At 37.5% G+C, this 20,918-nt stretch carries 17 protein-coding genes; all 17 read left to right on the top strand.

Features of this window, described 5'->3' with window-relative positions; translation table 11 throughout:
• Nucleotides 1-5 precede the first annotated feature (5 nt).
• Complete coding sequence (locus GM661_RS10745) at nucleotides 6-1,163, top strand: 1-deoxy-D-xylulose-5-phosphate reductoisomerase (RefSeq protein ID WP_230866853.1); 1,158 nt, start codon at nucleotides 6-8, stop codon at nucleotides 1,161-1,163.
• Nucleotides 1,154-2,227 carry an RIP metalloprotease RseP gene (gene rseP / locus GM661_RS10740; protein ID WP_230866852.1) on the top strand — a complete coding sequence of 358 codons (1,074 nt, stop codon included), beginning with the start codon at nucleotides 1,154-1,156 and terminating at the stop codon, nucleotides 2,225-2,227. The genes GM661_RS10745 and rseP overlap by 10 nt, the downstream gene beginning before the upstream one ends.
• Entirely contained in the window at nucleotides 2,227-3,285 is a 1,059-nt protein-coding gene (ispG, locus tag GM661_RS10735; RefSeq protein WP_230866851.1) for a flavodoxin-dependent (E)-4-hydroxy-3-methylbut-2-enyl-diphosphate synthase, read from the top strand. Before rseP ends, ispG begins: the two co-directional genes overlap by 1 nt.
• Nucleotides 3,286-3,296: 11 nt before the next feature.
• On the top strand, nucleotides 3,297-5,009 hold the full coding sequence (locus tag GM661_RS10730; protein ID WP_230866850.1) for a proline--tRNA ligase: 1,713 nt from the start codon (nucleotides 3,297-3,299) through the stop codon (nucleotides 5,007-5,009).
• Nucleotides 5,010-5,032: 23 nt separating this feature from the next.
• A complete protein-coding gene (locus tag GM661_RS10725) occupies nucleotides 5,033-5,668 on the top strand; it encodes a glycosyltransferase family 2 protein (RefSeq protein WP_230866849.1) in 636 nt (211 codons plus the stop codon).
• A gap of 25 nt (nucleotides 5,669-5,693) precedes the next feature.
• Nucleotides 5,694-9,884, top strand: a complete 4,191-nt coding sequence (locus GM661_RS10720; RefSeq protein ID WP_230866848.1) for a PolC-type DNA polymerase III — start codon at nucleotides 5,694-5,696, stop codon at nucleotides 9,882-9,884.
• A gap of 268 nt (nucleotides 9,885-10,152) precedes the next feature.
• Complete coding sequence (locus GM661_RS10715) at nucleotides 10,153-10,635, top strand: ribosome maturation factor RimP (protein WP_230866847.1); 483 nt, start codon at nucleotides 10,153-10,155, stop codon at nucleotides 10,633-10,635.
• A gap of 18 nt (nucleotides 10,636-10,653) precedes the next feature.
• The gene (gene nusA / locus GM661_RS10710) at nucleotides 10,654-11,823 is read left to right on the top strand and encodes a transcription termination factor NusA (RefSeq protein WP_230866846.1); all 1,170 of its coding nucleotides are present in this window, start codon (nucleotides 10,654-10,656) and stop codon (nucleotides 11,821-11,823) included.
• Between the two features lie 18 nt (nucleotides 11,824-11,841).
• Nucleotides 11,842-12,114: an RNase P modulator RnpM gene (gene rnpM, locus GM661_RS10705; protein ID WP_230866845.1), complete on the top strand. Its 273-nt coding sequence runs from the start codon at nucleotides 11,842-11,844 to the stop codon at nucleotides 12,112-12,114.
• Nucleotides 12,115-12,133: 19 nt separating this feature from the next.
• Nucleotides 12,134-14,170: a translation initiation factor IF-2 gene (gene infB, locus GM661_RS10700; RefSeq protein ID WP_230866844.1), complete on the top strand. Its 2,037-nt coding sequence runs from the start codon at nucleotides 12,134-12,136 to the stop codon at nucleotides 14,168-14,170.
• A 32-nt stretch (nucleotides 14,171-14,202) separates the two neighbouring features.
• Entirely contained in the window at nucleotides 14,203-14,571 is a 369-nt protein-coding gene (rbfA, locus tag GM661_RS10695) for a 30S ribosome-binding factor RbfA (protein ID WP_230866843.1), read from the top strand.
• Complete coding sequence (locus tag GM661_RS10690; RefSeq protein ID WP_230866842.1) at nucleotides 14,564-15,553, top strand: DHH family phosphoesterase; 990 nt, start codon at nucleotides 14,564-14,566, stop codon at nucleotides 15,551-15,553. Before rbfA ends, GM661_RS10690 begins: the two co-directional genes overlap by 8 nt.
• Entirely contained in the window at nucleotides 15,546-16,448 is a 903-nt protein-coding gene (truB, locus tag GM661_RS10685) for a tRNA pseudouridine(55) synthase TruB (RefSeq protein WP_230866841.1), read from the top strand. The genes GM661_RS10690 and truB overlap by 8 nt, the downstream gene beginning before the upstream one ends.
• A gap of 36 nt (nucleotides 16,449-16,484) precedes the next feature.
• Nucleotides 16,485-17,411 (top strand): bifunctional riboflavin kinase/FAD synthetase, encoded by a 927-nt coding sequence (locus GM661_RS10680; protein WP_230866840.1) that lies wholly within the window; start codon nucleotides 16,485-16,487, stop codon nucleotides 17,409-17,411.
• 109 nt (nucleotides 17,412-17,520) lie between these two features.
• Nucleotides 17,521-17,787, top strand: coding sequence for a 30S ribosomal protein S15 (rpsO, locus tag GM661_RS10675; RefSeq protein WP_125990611.1), 267 nt, complete (start codon nucleotides 17,521-17,523; stop codon nucleotides 17,785-17,787).
• Nucleotides 17,788-17,910: 123 nt separating this feature from the next.
• A complete protein-coding gene (gene pnp, locus GM661_RS10670) occupies nucleotides 17,911-20,010 on the top strand; it encodes a polyribonucleotide nucleotidyltransferase (RefSeq protein ID WP_230866839.1) in 2,100 nt (699 codons plus the stop codon).
• Nucleotides 20,011-20,072: 62 nt separating this feature from the next.
• Entirely contained in the window at nucleotides 20,073-20,906 is an 834-nt protein-coding gene (locus GM661_RS10665; RefSeq protein WP_230866838.1) for a deoxyribonuclease IV, read from the top strand.
• Nucleotides 20,907-20,918: the final 12 nt, after the last annotated feature.

Raw genomic sequence — 20,918 nt, 5'->3', positions numbered from 1 at the left:
TACTAATGAAAAGAATAATTATTCTAGGGTCGACAGGATCAATAGGTACCCAGACCCTGGAGGTAATAGAGCACCTGTCTGATGATTGGAATGTAATTGGATTAACTGCTAATACTAATATAGATTTATTAGAGAAACAGGCCAACAAGTATAAACCTGAATTTCTGGTAGTTATGGATGAGTATCATGCTAAAAAATTAAAAAATAGATTGGCTGATCAAGCAGTTGAGGTGCTGAGTGGACCTGCTGGACTTAATTATCTGGCCGGACAGGTTGAGAGTGATTTGCTGATCAATGCCCTTGTTGGTGCTGTTGGATTGGCACCTACTGTTGCTGCCCTTGAAAAGGGATCAAGGATTGGCCTGGCCAACAAAGAGACACTGGTTATTGGTGGTCAAATTATTGAGAAATATTTAAGTAATCCATTAAATAAAATTTTACCTATTGATAGTGAACACAATGCAGTCTTCCAACTCTTAGCAGGACATAAAGAAAAAGAGATTGCTAAAATTATACTTACAGCCTCAGGAGGGCCTTTTTTAAACCTTGAAAAAGATAGATTAGAAACGGTAACTGTAAAAGAAGCCTTAAACCATCCCAACTGGGATATGGGTGGAAAGATAACAATTGATTCTGCAACCATGATGAATAAGGGGCTTGAGGTAATTGAGGCTCATTATTTATTTAAACAACCTTATGATAAAATTAAGGTTGTTATTCATCCTGAAAGTATAGTTCATTCGATGGTTGAATTTATTGATAGTTCTATTATGGCTGAACTAGGTGTTGCTGATATGCGGATACCGATACAGAATATTTTAACATACCCTGAACGGGTGAGTAGTCTGGGAAAGAATTTAGACTTATTTACAGTAGGGGCTTTAAATTTTGAAGAACCAGATTTTGAAAAGTTTCCTGCGCTAGGTCTGGCCTATACTGCTGGAAAAGAGGGCGGTAGTCTTCCTGTAATTTTAAATGCTGCTAATGAGGTTGCAGTTATGGGATTTTTGGCAAATAAAATACGGTTTACGGATATTACATATATTGTTGAAAAAGTGATGGATAGTTATGAAAGGAAAGATAATCCTCTTCTTGAGGAAATATATATGATAGATAAAGAAGCCAGAGAGATGGCAGAGGGGGTTATGAAAGAATGTTATTAACTATTTTCAGTTTTATTATAGTCCTGGGTATTTTAGTATTTATTCATGAATTTGGTCATTACCTGGCTGCTAAATTGTCAGGTATCCGTGTTGAAGAATTTGCGATAGGTTTTGGGCCGAAGCTTTTATCCTACCAGCGTGGTGAGACTCTTTATTCTATCAGGGGAATACCCCTGGGTGGGTTCTGTAAAATGACTGGTGAATTTCCACCTGATGATGAGATGAGTGCCGAAGAGAAAGAAATATATTATGATGCCCGTGAAAAAGAAGAGTGTTTTGATCAAAAATCAGTCTGGAAGAGATTTGCTGTAGTCTTTAATGGTCCTTTCATGAATTTTGTTCTGGCTATATTTATTTTTGCTTTAATTTTTAATATTTTTGGCCTTCCTGTTAGAACGACTAATTCAAATATACTGGGTGATATTATACCAGGGCAACCTGCTGCCCAGGCTGGTTTTAAAGTTGGTGATCGAATATATTCTATTGGTGGACAGAGTGTTGAGACCTGGGATGAACTTGCTGATATTATCCATAGGTCAAGTGGTAAAGAACTAGTTGTAGGGGTTGAACGTGACGAAGAATTAATAGAAATAGAAGTTACTCCCAGGTATGAAGAATCGGCAGAGGGGGGAGTAATTGGTATAGCTCCACAGTTATTAAAAAGAGAAGTGGGTTTACTGGAATCTTTTCGTCTGGGGTTTGGTCAGTCCTGGTATATTTTTAAGGTAACAGTCCTTGGGTTTTTTAATATGATTACCGGGAAAACCCCTGCTGAAATAGGTGGTCCAGTAATGATTGCTAGTATGATAGGTCAGGCTGCTGAGATAGGTATTAGTAGTGTTCTGAACCTGATGGCAGTTTTGAGTATTAACCTTGGTATTATTAATCTGGTACCCTTTCCTGCCCTTGATGGGGGAAGGATAATCTTTATTTTTGTAGAACTAATAAGGGGTAAACCAGTTAATCCAGAAAAAGAAAGTTTTGTACATATAGTTGGATTTATTTTATTAATTGTTTTAATGGTATTTCTGGTCTTCAAAGATATAGGAAGGACAATATTTTAATGATTAATTATCAACGTCGGAAAACACATCAGGTGTTTTATGGTAATGTTCCTGTAGGGGGAGATGCCCCTATAAGTGTTCAGTCAATGACAAATACTAAAACAGCTGATATAGATAAAACAGTAAAACAAATCGAAGAACTGGTTGTGGCTGGTTGTGAGATTATCAGGGTTGCTGTTCCGGATATGAAAACAGCCAGTTGTCTATCGCGTTTAAGGGAAAGGATTAAGATTCCACTGATTGCTGATATACACTTTGATTATAAACTTGCCCTGGAGGCAGTAAAACAGGGTGTTGATGGTCTGCGTTTAAATCCAGGTAATATTGGAGATTTTGATCATCTTAAAAGAGTTGCCCAAAAGGCCAAGGAGGCTGGTATTCCAATCAGGATTGGGGTTAATTCTGGATCATTAGAAAAAAAGTTGTTAAAAAAATATGGTTCTGTAACAGCTGAGGCCATGGTGGAGAGTGCCTTATCACATATCAGTCTTTTAGAAGAAAATGGGTTTAATGATATTGTTGTATCATTAAAATCCACAGATATTTGGATGACACTTAAGGCTTATAGTTTGTTGGCACAAGAAGTGGATTATCCTTTTCATATTGGGATCACAGAGGCAGGTACAGTTTGGTCAGGAACAATTAAATCTGCTCTTGGACTGGGGAGTATTTTGACAGCAGGCCTGGGGGATACAGTACGTGTTTCACTGACAGGTAGTCCTGTGGAAGAAGTAAGAGTTGGCTGGCAGATACTTCGTCTCTTGGACCTACGTCAGAGAGGCCCTAAGATTATTTCCTGTCCAACATGTGGACGCACTAATATTAATTTAATTAAATTAGCTGAAGATGTTGAAAAGGCCGTTAAAGACCTGGACAAGTCTATAACTATAGCAGTAATGGGTTGTGTTGTTAATGGACCTGGTGAAGCCCGGGAGGCTGATATAGGTATTGCAGGAGGGAAAAATGAGGGCTTGATTTTTAAAAAAGGAAAATTAGTAAAAAAAGTTAAAGAAGATAGATTATTAAAGGAATTATTACTTGAAATAGATAAAATGTAAGGAGTGGTTTTATGAAGATGTCAAAGATGTATCTACCAACCTTAAAAGAGGTACCATCTGAAGCCGAAGTGCTTAGTCATCAATATATGCTCAGGGCAGGAATGATGAGAACCCTGACTGCGGGTGTTTATTCTTATTTACCACTGGGTTACAGGGTTATTAGAAAAATAGAAAATATAATTAGAAAGGCTATGGATGAGAGTGGGGCTCAGGAGCTTCTTATGCCTATTATGCATACTGCAGAACTCTGGCAGGAATCCGGTCGCTGGGATAGATTTGGACCATTAATGATCAAGTTCCAGGACCGTAAAGGAAGGGAGTATTGTCTTGGCCCTACACATGAAGAGATAATAACAGATCTTGTACGTGATGAGATACGTTCCTATAAAGACCTACCACTTAACCTATATCAAATTCAGACTAAAGTCAGGGATGAGATTAGACCGCGTTTTGGTATAATGCGTGGTCGTGAATTTATTATGAAGGATGCCTATTCATTTGATACTGATTATGAGGGACTGGATAAAAGCTATCAGCTTATGTATGATGCCTATGTAAAAGCTTTTAAAGATTGTGGCCTGGAGGTCAGGGCGGTTGAGGCTGATAGTGGTGCCATGGGTGGTAGTGCTTCACATGAATTTATGGTACTAGCTGATGCTGGTGAAGATGAAGTAGCCTTTTGTAATAACTGTGATTATGCTGCCAATGTTGAAAGGGCTGGGGCAGCTATTGCAGACCCTGCTTTTGAAAAAGAAGAGATGGCTGCTGCCGAAAAGGTATATACCCCTGCTCAAAAAACAATAGCAGAGATTACAGAATATCTGAATGTTAATGCTGACAGGACTATTAAATCACTGGCTTTTCTGGCAGATGGTGAACCGATTTTAGTGTTACTCTCTGGTGATGATGAATTAAATGAGATTAAGCTGGCAAATTATCTAAATGCAGTAGAGCTTGAAGCAGTAGTTGAAGATAAATTCCCAGAGATGTATAATAGTTTTGCGGGATTTATTGGTCCAGTAGGTATAAAAGAAGGTATAAGAATATTGGCAGATTTACGAGTAAAAAATCTTAAGAATGCTATTACTGGAGCAAATGAAAAGGATTATCATTTGATTAATGTTAATCCAGGTAAGGATTTTGAAGTAGAAGACTATCTTGACCTTCGGAAGGTTAAAGATGGTGATCAATGTCCTCACTGTGAAGGTCAGCTTGAAATAAAAGCGGGAATTGAGGTCGGACATATTTTTAAACTTGGCAGTAAATATAGTGAGAGTATGGGTGCCAGATACCTTGATGAAAATGGCAGGGAACAGTTGATAATTATGGGCAGTTATGGAATAGGTATTACCAGGTTGGTTGCTGCTGCAATTGAACAGCAGCATGATGAAAATGGAATCATCTGGCCGACTGCTATCGCACCATATCAGGTGATAATTCTGCCTTTAGGTAATAATGATGAGGTAACTACAAGAGCAGAAGTGATTTATCAAGAGTTAACTGATAATGGGATAGAGGTTTTACTTGATGATAGGCAGGAAAGGGCTGGTGTCAAGTTTAATGACGCTGATTTAATAGGTATACCCCTTAGATTAACAATTGGTTCGCGTTCTTTAGAAAAGGGTGTGGTAGAAGCTAGAGTAAGGAAAACTGGTGAGGAAATAAATATTAAACTTGACTCTGTGTATGAAAAGGTAATCGGTATATTAAAGAATATTGACTAGGTATTTCATTAAGGGGGAACATGATGGAGGTAACTGTCTTAATTCCTGCTTACAATGAGGGAAATACTATTGAATCTATTATTAATACCCTTAAAACGATTAAGTCTATTCAAGAGGTATTGGTAATAAATGATGGTTCTACTGATAATACGGCTGAGCTTGCGGCTAAAGCGGGTGCTCGGGTGATCAGTCTGCCGAAAAACCTGGGGAAGGGTGCAGCACTGCAGAGAGGGATTGAGGAGATAAGCTCCAGGATTATTATTATGCTTGATGCTGATCTGATAGGTTTAAATAAGGTACATATTACCAATCTACTAGAACCTATCTACAGAGGGGAAGCAGATATGACTGTGGGGGTTTTTAATCACGGCAGGGGTATTACTGATTTAGCTCAATTTTTTTCTCCGAATCTTTCTGGGCAGAGGGCAGTGAAGGCTGAGATGATAAGTGACATGAGTAGTCTTAAAAAGGCAGGATATGGTGTGGAAATAGCCATAAATCAACATGTTAAGAAAAAAGGGCGTGTAAAATATGTTGATTTGCCTGATTTGACCCATATAATGAAGGAAGAAAAAAGAGGAATTATCAAAGGGGTTATTGCTAGAAGTAAAATGTACTGGGATATATTTAGGGTTTTATTTAATAAATTAAAAGTATAGCCTACCTAAAATAGGGAGGAGTATCATGAAGAAAGTAATTAAACCTGGTGAAAAATATTGCTCACAGCTAAAATATATTATTGTTGATGATGATAGCAGGACATGTTATCTTATACCATGTGATAATAACTCTATTAAACAGGATAACTTGCTTGCTGAGTTTGAAGATAGACTTAAGGGGTTAGAGGTAGCTATTTTAAATAAACTATCTTTTGAAAAAGAATTTAGACTGATTCTACCCCATCTGCTGGAGGTTTTAAAAGAAAAGTTCCTGTATCTAAATGCTTGGTTAGAAAGATCACGTTTTTTAATAGAAGGTAAGTGTATAGTAATTGAGACTGAGACAGATATGGCTTTTGAAAAATTAAATGAACCAGCAGTAAAGTCTTATCTGAAAGATAAATTAGATTATTACCTGGGGATTGATACTGAGCTTGAGATTAAAAATGGTGATTTCCTGGAGGTAGTTGAACAGCCCTTTGATCTTAGTCAGTATCAGAAGGGGTTGAATAAGCCTAAAAAATCTGCTAAGAGTGTATCTGGTCAAAAATCAAATACCAGGTCTAATATTATATTTGGTAGAAAGATAAAACAGGATATTAGTTATAGATTAAGTGAGATTGAAAGAGAAGAAGATGAGGTCATTATAGCAGGAAGGATTTTTGATGTAGATGAGATTAAGACCAGAAAAGGAAACAGCTTTTTTATAATAGATCTTACTGATAATACTTATTCTTTTACAGTTAAGGTTTTTCCCGGTAAAAAAGATCAAGAAGTAAAAGAAGGTATTGAAAAAGGGGCCTGGCTAAAGGCCAGGGGGTATATTCAATATGATAAATACAGCAAGGGTTTGGTGATGGTAGCCCGTGATCTGAACAAATATCAAAGAGCTGTCAAAAAGGACAATTCCCCGGAAAAAAGAATAGAATTACATTTACATACCAAGATGAGCGCTATGGATGCAGTTGTTGATGTATCTGAGGCAGTAAAAAGGGCAGCTGATTGGGGACATCCTGCTATTGCAATTACTGATCATGGTGTTGTTCAATCCTTTCCTGAGGCATACTGGGCTGGTAAAAAACACGGTGTTAAAGTAATATACGGTCTGGAGGCTTATCTGGTAGATGATGGTGAGGCAATTATCCATAATGCCTATCAAAAAAAAATTAGTGATACCACTTTTACTGTTTTTGATCTGGAAACTACTGGTTTAAATAATAAACGAGATGAGATCATTGAAATTGGGGCAGTGAAAATATATCAGGATAAGGTAATAGATCAATTTGCGGTTTTTATAAAGCCTGATAGCAGTATCCCGTCAAAGATTACTGAACTGACTGGCATTACTAATCAAATGGTAGCTGATGCCCCTGCACTCTCTGAGGTTATTGATGATTTTCTTGCTTTTATTGGTGATTCTGTTTTAGTAGCTCATAATGCTAAATTTGACTATGGTTTTCTAAAATCTGCAATTGATAAAACTGAAAGGCCGTTAATTAGTAGTCCTGTTCTTGATACCCTGGGATTAAGCAGGGCACTTTATCCTGGGATTAAAAACCATAAATTAAATACTGTTTGTGATGAGCTGGGGGTTAGTTTAGAAAATCATCATCGTGCTGTTGATGATGCTACAGCAACCGGGGAAATATTATTAATAATGCTGCAGCTTCTTGGAGAACAGGAGATTTCTCAGCTGGCAGAGATAAATAGATTAAGTAAGAAAATAGACTGGAAGGAATTAAGACCCTATCATTTAATCATCCTGGCTAAAAATAGGGAGGGGTTAAGGGATTTATATAGACTTGTCTCTAATTCACATATTAAGCATTTTTACCGTAAACCGAGGATACTAAAGAGTGAATTAAAACACCTGCGTGACAATTTACTACTGGGTTCTGCCTGTGAGGCAGGGGAATTATATCGTAGTATCCTTGATAATAAAGACAAAGATGAAATAATTAAGACAGCCCGCTTTTATGATTTTTTAGAAATACAGCCGATAGCAAATAATGAGTTTTTATTAAATAAGCTGCTTGATTCGAAACAGGAGCTGCGGGAAATAAATCGCAGGATTTATCAACTAGGTAAAAAATTGAATAAACCTGTTGTTGGTACTGGTGATGTACACTTTATGGATCCAGAAGACAGTATTTACCGCCAGATATTACAGGCCGGTCAGGGGTATGATGATGAAGAACAGGCTCCTTTATATTTTCGAACAACAGAAGAGATGCTGGCTGAATTTGATTACTTTGGTGATGAGATTGCCAGGGAACTGGTTATTGAGAATCCCCAAAAAATTGCCGATCTTTGTGATGAATTAGAAATCATACCGGAAAAATTATATACTCCAACTATAGAAGGGGCTGCTCAGGAAATAAGAGAGATGGCTTTTGTCACGGCCAGAGAGTGGTATGGTGATCTGCTTCCTGAGATAGTAGAAGAGAGGCTTAACAGGGAACTTGATTCAATTATTGGTAATGGTTATGCCGTAATTTATTTGACCTCCCAGAAACTGGTTAAGAAATCACTTGATGATGGTTACCTTGTTGGTTCACGTGGTTCAGTAGGGTCTTCTTTGGCTGCTACTATGACAGGTATTACTGAAGTGAACCCCTTACCCCCACATTACCGGTGTCCTGGATGCCAGTATAGTGAGTTTATTACAGATGGTTCTGTTGGTGTAGGTGCAGACCTACCTGATAAAGACTGTCCTGAATGTGGTGAAATTCTGATTAAAGATGGTTTTGATATACCTTTTGAGGTCTTTCTGGGTTTTGAAGGGGATAAAGTCCCTGATATTGATCTGAACTTTTCTGGGGAATATCAATCAGCTATTCATAAATATACTGAGAAACTATTTGGCAAAGATTATGTTTATCGAGCAGGTACTATTTCATCGATTGCTGAAAGGACAGCCTTTGGGTTTGTTAAGGGTTATCTTGATGATAATAATTATTCTAAAAATACTGCAGAGATAAAACGGCTTGTCAAAGGTTGTAGTGGAGTAAAACGAACAACAGGTCAGCATCCTGGTGGACAGATTGTTGTCCCACATGATAAATCAATCTATGACTTTACCCCCATACAGAAACCAGCAAATGATATGGAAACAGATACCCTGACAACACATTTTGATTTTCATTCTATTCATGATAATTTGTTAAAGCTTGATATACTAGGGCATGATGACCCTACTTCGATCAGGATGTTACAGGATATTACCGGTGTTTCACCTTTTGAGATACCCTTAGATGACCCAGATACTATGGCCATCTTTTCCGGCACAGAGACCTTAGGGGTAAGTCCAGAAGAGATTGGGACTACAGTTGGAACACTGGGTATTCCTGAGTTTGGTACCAGTTTTGTTAGACAGATGTTGGTAGATACAAAACCAACTACCTTTGCTGAGTTAATCAGGATTAGTGGGCTTTCACATGGAACTGATGTCTGGCTTAATAATGCTCAGGAATTGATCAGAAAAGGTACAGCAGAATTAGCAGAGGTAATTTCAGTACGTGATGATATTATGAATTATTTAATTCAGCAGGGTTTAGAACCAGGCAGGGCTTTCTGGATCATGGAACATGTCAGAAAAGGTAAGGGTTTAAGTGCAGATGAGGAAGAATATATGCGGGAAAATGAGGTCCCCCGGTGGTATATTGATTCCTGTAATAAGATTAAATATATGTTTCCCAAGGCACATGCTGCTGCCTATGTAATGATGGCCTTTCGAATTGCCTATTTTAAGGTTCATTATCCTGAGGCTTTTTATACAACTTATTTTACTACCAAGGCAGCAGATTTTGATGCCAGATTAATTTGTCAGGGGCCTGAACATATTTTACATGTAAAAGGTGAACTTGAAAAAAAAGGTAATGATTTAACTGCCAAGGAAAAAGGTACTTTGACAATACTGGAGATTGTTACTGAAGCTCTAGCCAGGGGTATTGTGTTTACTACTGTTGATATCTATAAATCAGATTTAAAGAAATTTATTATCACAGATAAGGGCTTATTACCCCCGTTAATAAGTCTTGATGGACTGGGTATTTCTGCTGCCGAGAGTATTGCTGTAAGTAGAGAGGAAGGCAGTTTTACTTCCATTGAAGACCTTGTTAATAAGACCAGAATAAGCAAAACTGTTGTTGAGGTTATGAAAGAACATGGTACACTGGCAGAATTGCCAGAGAAAAATCAATTATCATTATTTTAGAGAGTCTGTTCGAAATGTATCAGTATAATTTCCTATTTATACCTTTTTAAATACAGACTTAGAGATGTTGCTTAAAATTTTTTCGAATTACTTGCAAGATATATTACACTATGGTAAAATAATAGAGATGACATAACTGATACTGGATCTGTTAAGGAGTGGGTGAGTTTCCCACTCCTTCCTTATAGTTTATATAAAAAAAGGATATATCACAGCTTAATTAGTTAAAATATATAATGAAGATTATTTTTGAAAGGGGTATATATTAATGGGCAAGGTTATTGAAACGGTTCGGGGTTATGTTGAAGATATAATCAAGGGTAAAAATTTGGAACTGGTAGATGTGGAATATCTTAAAGAAGGAAACAACTGGTATCTCAGAGTATTTATTGAGAGGCTTAATGATCAGGTAACCCTGGAAGAGTGTGAAGATATAAGTAGAATATTGAGTGATATCTTAGATGAGAAAGACCCTATTGAAAACAGCTATATTCTGGAGGTTTCTACACCAGGTTTAGAAAGGCCTTTAAAGAAAAGGTCTGATTTTGACCGTTTTGTTGGTAAACTGGTGACTATAAAGACCTATGTGCCTGTAGAAGGTAAAAAGGTAATTACCGGTTATATAAAAGGGAGTGATGAAGAAAATATCATGCTTGATTTAAAGGAAGGAGAAGGGGATGTTAATATTCCCTTTGACAAAATTGCCGGAGCAAATTTGACGGTTGATTTTGATTTACATACCATCAAGTGATAAAGGAGGGGAATCCTGATGAATATTGATTTTTTGCATGCCCTTGATGATATAGAAAAAGAAAAGGGTATTTCAAAAGAAACTTTATTAGAGGCTCTTGAAACTGCCCTTTTCTCTGCCTATAAAAAGGATTATGGCACTAAGGAAAATGTCAGGGTTGATATAAAGGATAAGAGTGGTGAAGTCAAAGTATATACTAGTCTGGAGGTTGTCGAAGAAGCCGACAATGAGAATGTAGAAATATCATTAAAAGAAGCTAAAGAGATTGATCCTAAATATGAAATAGGTGACATAGTTGAGAGAGAGATAACTCCAGCTAATTTTGGGCGTATCGCTACCCAGACGGCCAAACAGGTTGTTATGCAGAGGATCAGGGAGGCAGAACGTGATGTAATATATGAGGAATATAAACAAAAAGAAGGGGAATTAATTACTGGTACTATCCAGCGTTTTCACAGAAATAATATCTTTATTGATCTTGGAAAAATCGAAGCCCTTTTGCCTCCTTCAGAACAGATGCCGGGGGAAAGCTATGAGATGGGCAGTAGAGTTAAGCTATATGTAGTTGAGGTTAATGCAGATAATAAAGGACCACGGATACTTGTTTCACGTACACATCCAGGGTTATTAAAACGTTTATTTGAGGTTGAAGTTCCTGAAATATTTGACGGGATCGTAGAGATTATGAGTGTTGCCCGTGAGGCCGGCAGCCGTTCCAAGATTGCTGTTTTATCAGCAGAGGCTAATGTTGATCCAGTGGGAGCATGTGTTGGGCCAAAAGGGATGAGGGTTCAAGCTATTGTTGACCAATTAAATGGTGAAAAGATTGATATTATTGAGTGGAGTGAAGAACCAGCTGTTTTAGTGGCTAATGCCCTTAATCCAGCAGAGGTTCTTGAAGTAATCGTTGATGAGGAAGAAAAGGTGGCTGAGGTAATTGTTCCTGATTTTCAGTTATCCCTTGCTATAGGTAAGGCAGGGCAAAATGCTAGACTGGCTGCGAAATTAACTGGCTGGAAGGTAGATATTAAAAATCAAACACAATATGATCAAGAAAAAGCCGCTCAGACAGAAAAGATTGAAGACCCTGTATCTTTTGATAGGGATGAAGATCAGGTGGAGTTATCTGACATAAATATTGAGGAAGCAATAATAGAAGAAAATCAGGATAAAGAGCCGGAAGTCTAAGGAATAGGAGGGATTAAGATGAGTAAAAAAACTCCTATGCGGAAGTGTGTTGCTTGTGGGGCAAGAAGACCTAAAAATGAATTAATAAGAGTGGTTTATAACAAAAGCAATAAACAGGTGTGTTTGGATAAAGATGGAAAGGCGCCTGGTCGTGGTGCATATATTTGTCCTGATCAAGATTGTTTGCTTAAGGCCCGTAAAGCAAATAAATTTTCCAGGGCCTTTAAAATATCAATTTCGGATGAGATCTATAATCATTTAATGGAGGAGATTGGTATAATGGATGATTAACTAAGCGGAGGTGTTAATTATGGGAAAAATTAGGGTATATAAACTGGCAAAGGAACTGGCTTTGTCCAGCAAAGAATTAATAGAAATATTACAGGATTTAGATGTAGATGTTTCCAGTCATATGAGTACTATTGAAGATGATACAGCAAAAACAGTCAGAGATATGTTTGTTGAAAAGGAAAATGGTTCAGAAAAAAAGAGTGAAATTGTCAAGGAAGAGAAAGACACTGATAATGAAAAGCAGGGTGAGACTGGTAATAGAGATAGTCAGGAAAAAGAGACTACTGAGAGACATGATATTTCATTACCTATTACAGTAAAGGAACTGGCTGAATCTATTGATTATCCAGCAAATGATATGATTAAAAAATTAATGGGTTTAGGATTAATGGCAAATCTTAATCATCCTCTGGATGAGGACACCTTAATTATGCTGGCAGATGAAATAGGTGTTAGAATAAATATAAAAGATACTGATCATGTAAGTGATGAGCAGGAAAAAGAGAAACGTGTAGGTCCTAAAATTGTTGATAAAGCAGCTGATTTACAGCTTCGCCCGCCAATTATAACAGTTATGGGACATGTTGACCATGGTAAGACTACCCTTCTTGATGTAATAAGACAATCAAGGGTTGCTGAGAGTGAAGCAGGTGGTATTACACAACATATAGGTGCTTATCAGGTTTTTATTAATGGTAAAAAAATCACCTTTATTGATACACCAGGTCATGAGGCTTTTACTGCTATGAGGGCTCGCGGTGCCCAGGTTACAGATATCACCATCTTGGTAGTTGCTGCTGATGATGGGGTTATGCCCCAAACAATTGAGGCCATTAACCATGCTAAAGCAGCTGATATCCCAATCATTATTGCTATTAATAAGATTGATAAACCTAATGCCCAGCCAGATAGGGTTAAACAGGAATTAACTGAACACGGTCTTGTTCCTGAAGACTGGGGTGGGGATACCATTTGTGTACCTATTTCAGCCCTTAAAGAGGAAAATATTAATGAGTTACTGGAAATGGTTTTATTGGTAGCTGAGATGGAAGAAATAAAGGCTAATCCCAATAGATATGCTGAAGGGATAGTAATTGAGTCTGAATTGGATAAAGGTAGAGGACCTGTAGCAACCCTACTTGTTAAGAACGGAACAATGCGGATAGGGGATGCCCTGCTGGCTGGCCCTGTCTCTGGAAGAGTCAGGGCTATGATTGATGATAAAGGTGAAAGGATAAATGAGGCTCCACCAGCTACTCCGGTAGAGATATTAGGTTTCTCTGATGTACCGGCTGCTGGTGAGTTTGTGGAGGTTCTTCCTGATGAAAAAGAAGCCAGGGCGGTAGCAGAAGAAAGAAAACAGGCACTTCATCAACAGGATATACAAAATGAAAGCAGGATTTCTCTGGAGGACCTCTATGAGCAGATACAGCAAGGTAAAGTTAAGGAGCTAAATGTTATTATTAAAGCAGATGTCAATGGCTCCATTGAAGCACTAAAGGGCTCACTTACTAAGTTAGGTACTGAAGAGGTTACTGTAAATATTATTCATACTGGTGTTGGTGCAATTAATGAAACAGATGTTGATCTAGCCAGTGCTTCTAATGCGATTATAATTGGCTTTAATGTTAGGCCTAATACAAATGCTAGGAAATATGCAGAAAAGGAAAAGGTAGAGCTGCGGTTATATAGGGTTATCTATAAAGCTATTGAAGAAATCAAAGATGCTATGGCCGGCCTGCTTGACCCTGAATTGAAAGAAGAAGTAACTGCCAGAGCCGAAGTCAGGGATACCTTTAAAGTCCCTAATGTAGGTATTGTTGCTGGTTTATATGTTACTGATGGAGTAATTAATAGGAATGATAAAGTCAGGTTATTAAGGGACAATGTAGTTGTCTTCGAGGGTGAGATTGCTTCTCTTAAGAGGTTTGAAGATGATGTTAGAGAGGTACGTGAAGGATATGAATGTGGACTGGGTATTGAAGGGTATAATGATCTTAAACCCGGAGATGAACTTGAGATATATACCTATAGGGAGATCAAGAGAACTCTCTAAATCAATATTATTATTTTCTAGGGGTGTTAACAATGGGTAAGCAGAGGGCCCAACGCTTAGCTGAACTTTTGAAAAAAGAGATTAGTGATATAATTTTAAAAGAGGTTAAAGATCCACGAATTGGGTTTGTATCACTTACAGATGTAGAAGTTTCAGGCGATTTGCGGCACGCTAATGTTTATGTAAGTGTTTATGGTGAAGAAAAAGAGAGAAAGGAAACAATGCAGGGACTTAAAAAAGCAAACAGTTATATTCGAAAACTTTTAGGGGAAAGGATCAAAGTCTATCATACACCTGAACTTTTGTTTAAATATGATAACTCTATTGAACATGGTGCCTATATTTCCCAGTTAATTGATCAAGTAAATAAAGAGGGTAGGGAAGAAAGTAATAATGATTAAGGATGAAAAAAAAAGTAAACTCAATGATATTGCAGTCCTGATAGGAGAAAATAATAATTTCATTATCATGGGACATATTGACCCTGATGGTGATTGTCTGGGCTCAAGTTTTGCTTTGAAGTGGCTGCTGGATAAATTAAATAAAAATGCCCTTGTACTGCTGGAAGAAGAATTGGATAAGCGCTATGATTTTCTGCAGATAAGTGAAGATGATTATGAGCTATTATCAGGATTTTCACCTGATTTTAATGATAACAAAGTTATAGTTATTGCTCTTGATGCTGGTGATCTAGACAGGTTGGGAGATAGGCAGAGAATTGCCAGGGAAAGGTTTATAGTAAATATTGACCATCATGAAGATAATCCTGAATATGGTGACTTAAATTATGTTAATCCTGATCTGGCTGCAACTGGGGAAATGATATATCAATTGAGTAGACAATTAAAATCCCCTTTAGATTTGAAAATTGCCAGGGCACTGTCAACTGCAATAATTGCTGATACCGGTTCCTTTAAATACCAAAATACCAGGGCAGAGGTGTTTGAGATAATGTCTTCTTTAATGGACTATGGTGTTGATATATATGAGATTAACCGTGCTATTTTTGCCAGTTATTCCTACCAATCATTAAAATTACGAGGTAAGGCTCTGTCCAGTCTAAACCTATCCCAAGATAAAAAGGTAGCCTGGCTAAAACTTGATTTAGCTTCCATTAAAGATTTGGGTGCGGAAATAAGTGATAGCTCCGGTCTGGTTAATTATGCTCGTGATGTTAAAGGTGTTGAGGTTGGAATATCCTTTGTTGAGATAGCTAGCGATAAAACCAAGGTAGGATTTAGATCTAATAACTACTGTCCTGTCAATGAGGTGGCTGCTTTATTTGGTGGTGGCGGCCATCCCAGGGCAGCAGGGTGTTTAATAGAAAAGGATATTGAGCAGACGATTACTATGGTTCTTGATAAGGTGACTGAATATGTCTAAGCATAATGGAATTATTAATGTGCTGAAACCCCCGGGAATAACCTCATTTCAAGTAGTCTCCCGGGTTAAAAAATTTTTGAATGTTAAAAAGGCTGGTCATACAGGTACTCTTGACCCGGCAGCAGCTGGTGTGCTGCCAGTCTGCCTGGGGAAGGCTACCAAAATTATTCCTTTTATCCCTGAAGATGAAAAGGTTTATACTGCAGAAATTACCCTGGGGACTAGTACTGATACCCTTGATGCTGAGGGAAAGGTAATTGACATTAATGATCGGTGGAAGTTACTTGATGAAACACAGTTAAGCGAAGTCCTGGGCTGTTTTTTAGGAAAAATAAAACAGGTACCTCCAATGTATTCTGCTGTACATCATCAGGGGAAAAGGCTCTATGAACTGGCCCGCCAAGGAAAAAAGGTTGACAGGGAAGCAAGGGATGTAGTAATTAAAGATATTAATTTAATTGAGGTCAGACTGCCAGTCATAAGAATGAGGGTTAGATGTTCGCGGGGAACATATATTCGTTCACTGGCCCGTGACATTGGAGAATCATTAAATACAGGTGCACATTTATCATTTTTAATCAGGGAGAGCTCAGGACCATTTGTCATCAAAGAAGCTAACACTCTCCAGGATATTAAAAATAAGGCGACTTCCTTAATATTACCCCTTGATTATCCGCTGCATTACCCTGCTCTGATTTTATGTGATAGTTCTGTAAAAAAGGCCTGTAATGGAGCCTGGTTATCAGAAAAGGATTTTTCTGGATTTGACGAAGATATTTCTGCAGATCAGAGGGTGCTTATCTATGATCAAGAGGGTAATTTTATTTCTGTTAATAAGGTTATCAGTATAGGGGATAAGGTATTTAACTGTAAACCACTCCGGGTTTTTGTGTGAAAATAATAAGAGACTATAAAATATGGGTGATTTAATATGGAAGTGATAAAAAGCCAGAGCTTTAAGGATATGAAGATAGGGCCTTTAATTATTGCTTTAGGTACCTTTGATGGAATTCACTTGGGGCATCAAAAAGTAATAAAACTGGCTGAAAAGATTTCAAAAGAAGAAAATATCCCTAGTGCGGTCTATACCTTTTCTCCCCACCCATTAAAGGTAATCAAACCAGCTATAGCACCAGACTATCTTCTTTCTGAATCGCAAAAAATCGAATTAATAAGTAAGTTGGGCATTGATTATTATCTTCAGCAGGAATTCACTTCGGCTTTTTCACAATTGGATTACAGGAGATTTGTTGAAGAGTATCTAATAAAGGGCTTACAGGTTAAACATATAGTTGTTGGTGAAGATTTTAAATTGGGTTCCAGGGGTATGGGCTCGATAGAAAAATTAAGGGAACTTGCCAGGGAATTCAAATTCTCTATAACTGGGATAAAAAATGTTGAAGAACATGGTAATAGGGTTTCAAGCACCCTGATTAGAAAACTCATTTCATTGGGGAAGGTTAAAGAAGTCCCAGAATATCTGGGGAGGTATTATAGACTTAAAGGTCAGGTGATTCATGGTTTTAGTCGCGGGAAGAAAATTGTCGGTTATCCAACTGCTAATTTAAAGACGGCTGTTAATTATGTCCTTCCACCTAGAGGGGTCTATGCCTGTTATGTTTATTATCGGGCTGAGAAATATAAGGGGATAGTTAACTTCGGTGTAAACCCGACCTTTTCTAATAACAGATATTCTATTGAGGTTCATATTTATAATTTTAATAAAAATATATATGGGGAAGACCTCTGTATTGAGCTTGTTGATTTTATCAGAGGAGAAATGACTTTTGCGAGTATTAAGGAACTGAGTGCACAGATTAAAGAAGATATTCTTTACACTGCTAGGCTTTTATGTTAAAATAAATATTGGTTATTAATATTTTATAATTACTATGGGCTAGGTTTTACGTTCCTCCAGCGTCATTCTTGGCTGATAGTGTAGGAAATTTTTAAGGAGGTGACAGGTAATGCTAAGTAAAGAAGAAAAACAGGACATTATTAAAAAATACCAATTAGATAGTGAGGATACTGGTTCACCTGAGGTTCAAATAGCTCTGTTGACTGTACGTATTAAGCAGCTGACAGAGCATTTAAAAGAACACAAGAGTGATTTTCATTCCAGGAGAGGGCTCTTAAAGATGGTTGGTAAAAGGAAAAGGTTGCTTGGCTATTTAAAGAAAAAGGATATTGAACGATACCGTAATCTTATCAGCAGTTTAGGTATCAGGGGATAGTCCTATTGAATCCAAGAGCGGTCCAGGCCGCTCTTTAATTCATTGGATATAAAATTTGTTCAAATTACATAGTTGATGATTTTTTAGAAATTAGGATATAATAAAATAAAAGGGGGTTTGTATATGTTTCAGGAGTGGAAAACAGAATTGCATGGTAAAACACTCAGCTTTGAGACTGGTAAATTAGCTAAACAGGCTAATGGTTCTGTAGTAGTCAGGTATGGTGATACTGTTGTACTGGTTACAGCAACTATGTCTGAACCAAGAGAAGGGATTAATTTTTTTCCTTTGATGATAAATTATGAAGAAAGGGTTTATGCTATTGGTAAGATACCTGGTAGTATTACCAGGAGAGAGGGTAGGCCTAGGGATGTAGCTACCCTGGCAGCTAGATTGATAGATCGTCCTTTAAGGCCTTTGTTTCCTAAAGGATTTAGACATGATGTACAGGTTGTAGCAACTGTTTTATCAGTAGATAATGATTGTGAACCAGATATTACTGCTATGAATGGTGCTTCTGCTGCTTTAATGCTTTCAGATATACCATTTTCTGAACCACTGGCAGGTGTTAAGGTAGGCTTGGTTGATGGTGAATTAATTATTAACCCTGATGAAGAAGAAAGGGCTAATAGTAACCTTGATTTAACTGTTGCTGGTACAGAAGAAGCAGTAATGATGGTAGAGGCTGGTGCAAATGAAGTATCTGAAGGTACTATGTTAGAAGCGATTGAACTTGCACATGAGGAAATAAAACGTCTGGTTGCTTTACAAAATAAAATGGCTGCTGAAGCTGGTAAGACTAAAATGGAAGTTGAAGTTCCTGAACTTGATACTGATCTGGATAAAGAGGTAAGGGATTTTGTAGCAGATGATTTGAATGAGGCTATGCGGACTTTTGAAAAATTGAGTAGGAATGAAAAGGTTGATGAGATAAAAGATAAGGCTGTAGAATATTTTAAAGACAAATTTAGTGGTGAAGAAGATGAGACTGATAAGATAAAACAGGTTCAGCAGATACTGGACAAGTTGACCAAAGAAATAATAAGAAAGATGATAACCGAAGAAAAATTGCGACCTGATGGAAGAAGTCCTGAGGAAATAAGACCTATCTGGTGTGAGGTAGGTGTATTACCCCGGGCACATGGTACAGGTGTTTTCACTAGGGGTCAGACTCAGGCCATGAGTGTTGTTACCCTTGGGGCAGCGTCTGATGAGCAAATTCTTTTTGGGCTTGGAGAGGAAGAGACAAAGAGGTATATGCATCATTATAATTTCCCTCCTTTTAGTGTTGGTGAAACAAGTCCTTTACGTTCACCAGGCAGGCGTGAGATTGGCCATGGTGCCTTAGGTGAAAGAGCATTATCTTACGTTCTGCCAGAACAGTCTAAATTTCCTTACACCATTAGGGTTGTATCAGAGGTCCTTGAATCAAATGGTTCAACTTCACAGGCGAGTATCTGTGGTAGTACACTGGCCTTAATGGATGCTGGTGTTCCCATTAGAAAACCAGTAGCCGGTATTGCCATGGGGTTAATGAAGGAAGAGGATAATGTTACTATCTTATCTGATATTCAGGGACTGGAAGATTTTAATGGAGATATGGATTTTAAAGTTGCTGGTACTGAAGATGGTATTACAGCACTGCAGATGGATATAAAAATACATGGCATTTCAAAAAAAATACTGGAAACAGCTTTGGAGCAGGCAAGAAAAGGTAGACTGCATATTCTAGGTGAGATGTTAAAAGTTATTAATAAACCGAGAGAAGAGCTTTCACCATATGCTCCCTTGATGAGTACCTTAAAAATTGATCCAGAAAAGATTCGTTTTGTTATTGGTCCTGGTGGTAAGATGATTAATAAAATAATTGAAGAGACAGGTGTGAAGATTGATATCGATGATGATGGTACAGTCTTTATTATGTCTGATGATCAGGAGAGTGGTGCCAGGGCAGAAAAAATGATTGATGACCTGACAAAGGATGTTGCTGTTGGGGAACTCTATGAGGGTACAGTTAAAAAGATTATGAATTTTGGTGCTTTTGTTGAGTTTTTACCTGGTCAGGAAGGGCTGGTCCATATTTCTCAGATAGCTGATTATCATGTAAATAAGGTCGAAGATGAGCTTGAAGTTGGGGATAAGATACCTGTTAAGGTTACTAAGATAGATAATCAGGGTCGGATTAATTTATCCCGTAAGGATGCCTTAAAAGAACTAGACTAGACTTTAACATAAACTAGCTTGCTAGTTTATGTTTTTTCCTGTCTATTAAAGGATTGGTGTTAATGAAATTAGGTAAACATGTATCAATTGCAGGTGGTCTTGATCAAGCCCCTGAACGGGCTATAAAAATAGGGTGTAACTGTTTACAGATATTTGTTAAAAATCCTAGGGGATGGAGGGCAAGGAAGATAGGGGATGTAGAATTAACTTCCTTAAGGAGTAAAATCAGGGATCTTCAGATAGAATCAATGGTAGTACACGCAACTTATCTGGTTAATCTTGCTTCCCCTAAAGCAGAATTATGGGAAAAATCAGTAAATGGATTAATAAAAGACTATCAGAGGGCAGGAATGATTGAGGCAGATTATCTGGTGTTTCACCCTGGTAGTCATACTGGTAAAGGTCTTAAATGGGGTATTGAAAGAATTGCTGCTGCCCTTAACCGGGTTTTAAATAAAGTAAGTAATGATACTATCTTATTACTGGAAAATGTTGCTGGGGCAGGTACTGCTATTGGGTCGAATTTTAGAGAATTACATGATATAATAAGATTAGTAAATCAAAAAGATAGACTCGGCCTCTGTCTCGATACTTGTCATGCTTTTGCTGCTGGTTATGATATCAGCGAGATGAATGGTTTAAACAGGCTTCTTAATGATATTGAGGAACATCTGGGATTAGATTTACTTACTGTACTACATATTAATGATTCCAGGCATCCTTTGGGTACAAATAGGGATGAACATGCCCATATTGGGGAAGGATACATTGGTCTAAAAGGATTTAGTAATATTATTAATCATAAGCTATTGAGGGATAGGGTTTTTATCCTGGAGACACCTTCATTCCAAGGTGAAGATTTAGATGTTAAGACCTTACTATCTTTAAGAAATTAATTGGGAGGAAAT

The organism is Iocasia fonsfrigidae, assembly GCF_017751145.1.
Taxonomy (GTDB): domain Bacteria; phylum Bacillota; class Halanaerobiia; order Halanaerobiales; family DTU029; genus Iocasia; species Iocasia fonsfrigidae.
Note: the sequence above shows the minus strand (reverse complement) of the source record. Positions and strands in the feature narration are given on the sequence as shown.

Coding starts and splice junctions, on each gene's coding strand:
- ispG (WP_230866851.1), top strand. CDS start 2,227: ATGATTAATTATCAACGTCGGAAAACACATCAGGTGTTTTATGGTAAT.
- rnpM (WP_230866845.1), top strand. CDS start 11,842: ATGAGTAAAAAAACTCCTATGCGGAAGTGTGTTGCTTGTGGGGCAAGA.
- GM661_RS10665 (WP_230866838.1), top strand. CDS start 20,073: ATGAAATTAGGTAAACATGTATCAATTGCAGGTGGTCTTGATCAAGCC.
- rpsO (WP_125990611.1), top strand. CDS start 17,521: ATGCTAAGTAAAGAAGAAAAACAGGACATTATTAAAAAATACCAATTA.
- truB (WP_230866841.1), top strand. CDS start 15,546: ATGTCTAAGCATAATGGAATTATTAATGTGCTGAAACCCCCGGGAATA.
- rseP (WP_230866852.1), top strand. CDS start 1,154: ATGTTATTAACTATTTTCAGTTTTATTATAGTCCTGGGTATTTTAGTA.
- GM661_RS10730 (WP_230866850.1), top strand. CDS start 3,297: ATGAAGATGTCAAAGATGTATCTACCAACCTTAAAAGAGGTACCATCT.
- GM661_RS10745 (WP_230866853.1), top strand. CDS start 6: ATGAAAAGAATAATTATTCTAGGGTCGACAGGATCAATAGGTACCCAG.
- rbfA (WP_230866843.1), top strand. CDS start 14,203: ATGGGTAAGCAGAGGGCCCAACGCTTAGCTGAACTTTTGAAAAAAGAG.
- GM661_RS10690 (WP_230866842.1), top strand. CDS start 14,564: ATGATTAAGGATGAAAAAAAAAGTAAACTCAATGATATTGCAGTCCTG.
- GM661_RS10680 (WP_230866840.1), top strand. CDS start 16,485: ATGGAAGTGATAAAAAGCCAGAGCTTTAAGGATATGAAGATAGGGCCT.
- GM661_RS10720 (WP_230866848.1), top strand. CDS start 5,694: ATGAAGAAAGTAATTAAACCTGGTGAAAAATATTGCTCACAGCTAAAA.
- infB (WP_230866844.1), top strand. CDS start 12,134: ATGGGAAAAATTAGGGTATATAAACTGGCAAAGGAACTGGCTTTGTCC.
- pnp (WP_230866839.1), top strand. CDS start 17,911: ATGTTTCAGGAGTGGAAAACAGAATTGCATGGTAAAACACTCAGCTTT.
- nusA (WP_230866846.1), top strand. CDS start 10,654: ATGAATATTGATTTTTTGCATGCCCTTGATGATATAGAAAAAGAAAAG.
- GM661_RS10715 (WP_230866847.1), top strand. CDS start 10,153: ATGGGCAAGGTTATTGAAACGGTTCGGGGTTATGTTGAAGATATAATC.
- GM661_RS10725 (WP_230866849.1), top strand. CDS start 5,033: ATGGAGGTAACTGTCTTAATTCCTGCTTACAATGAGGGAAATACTATT.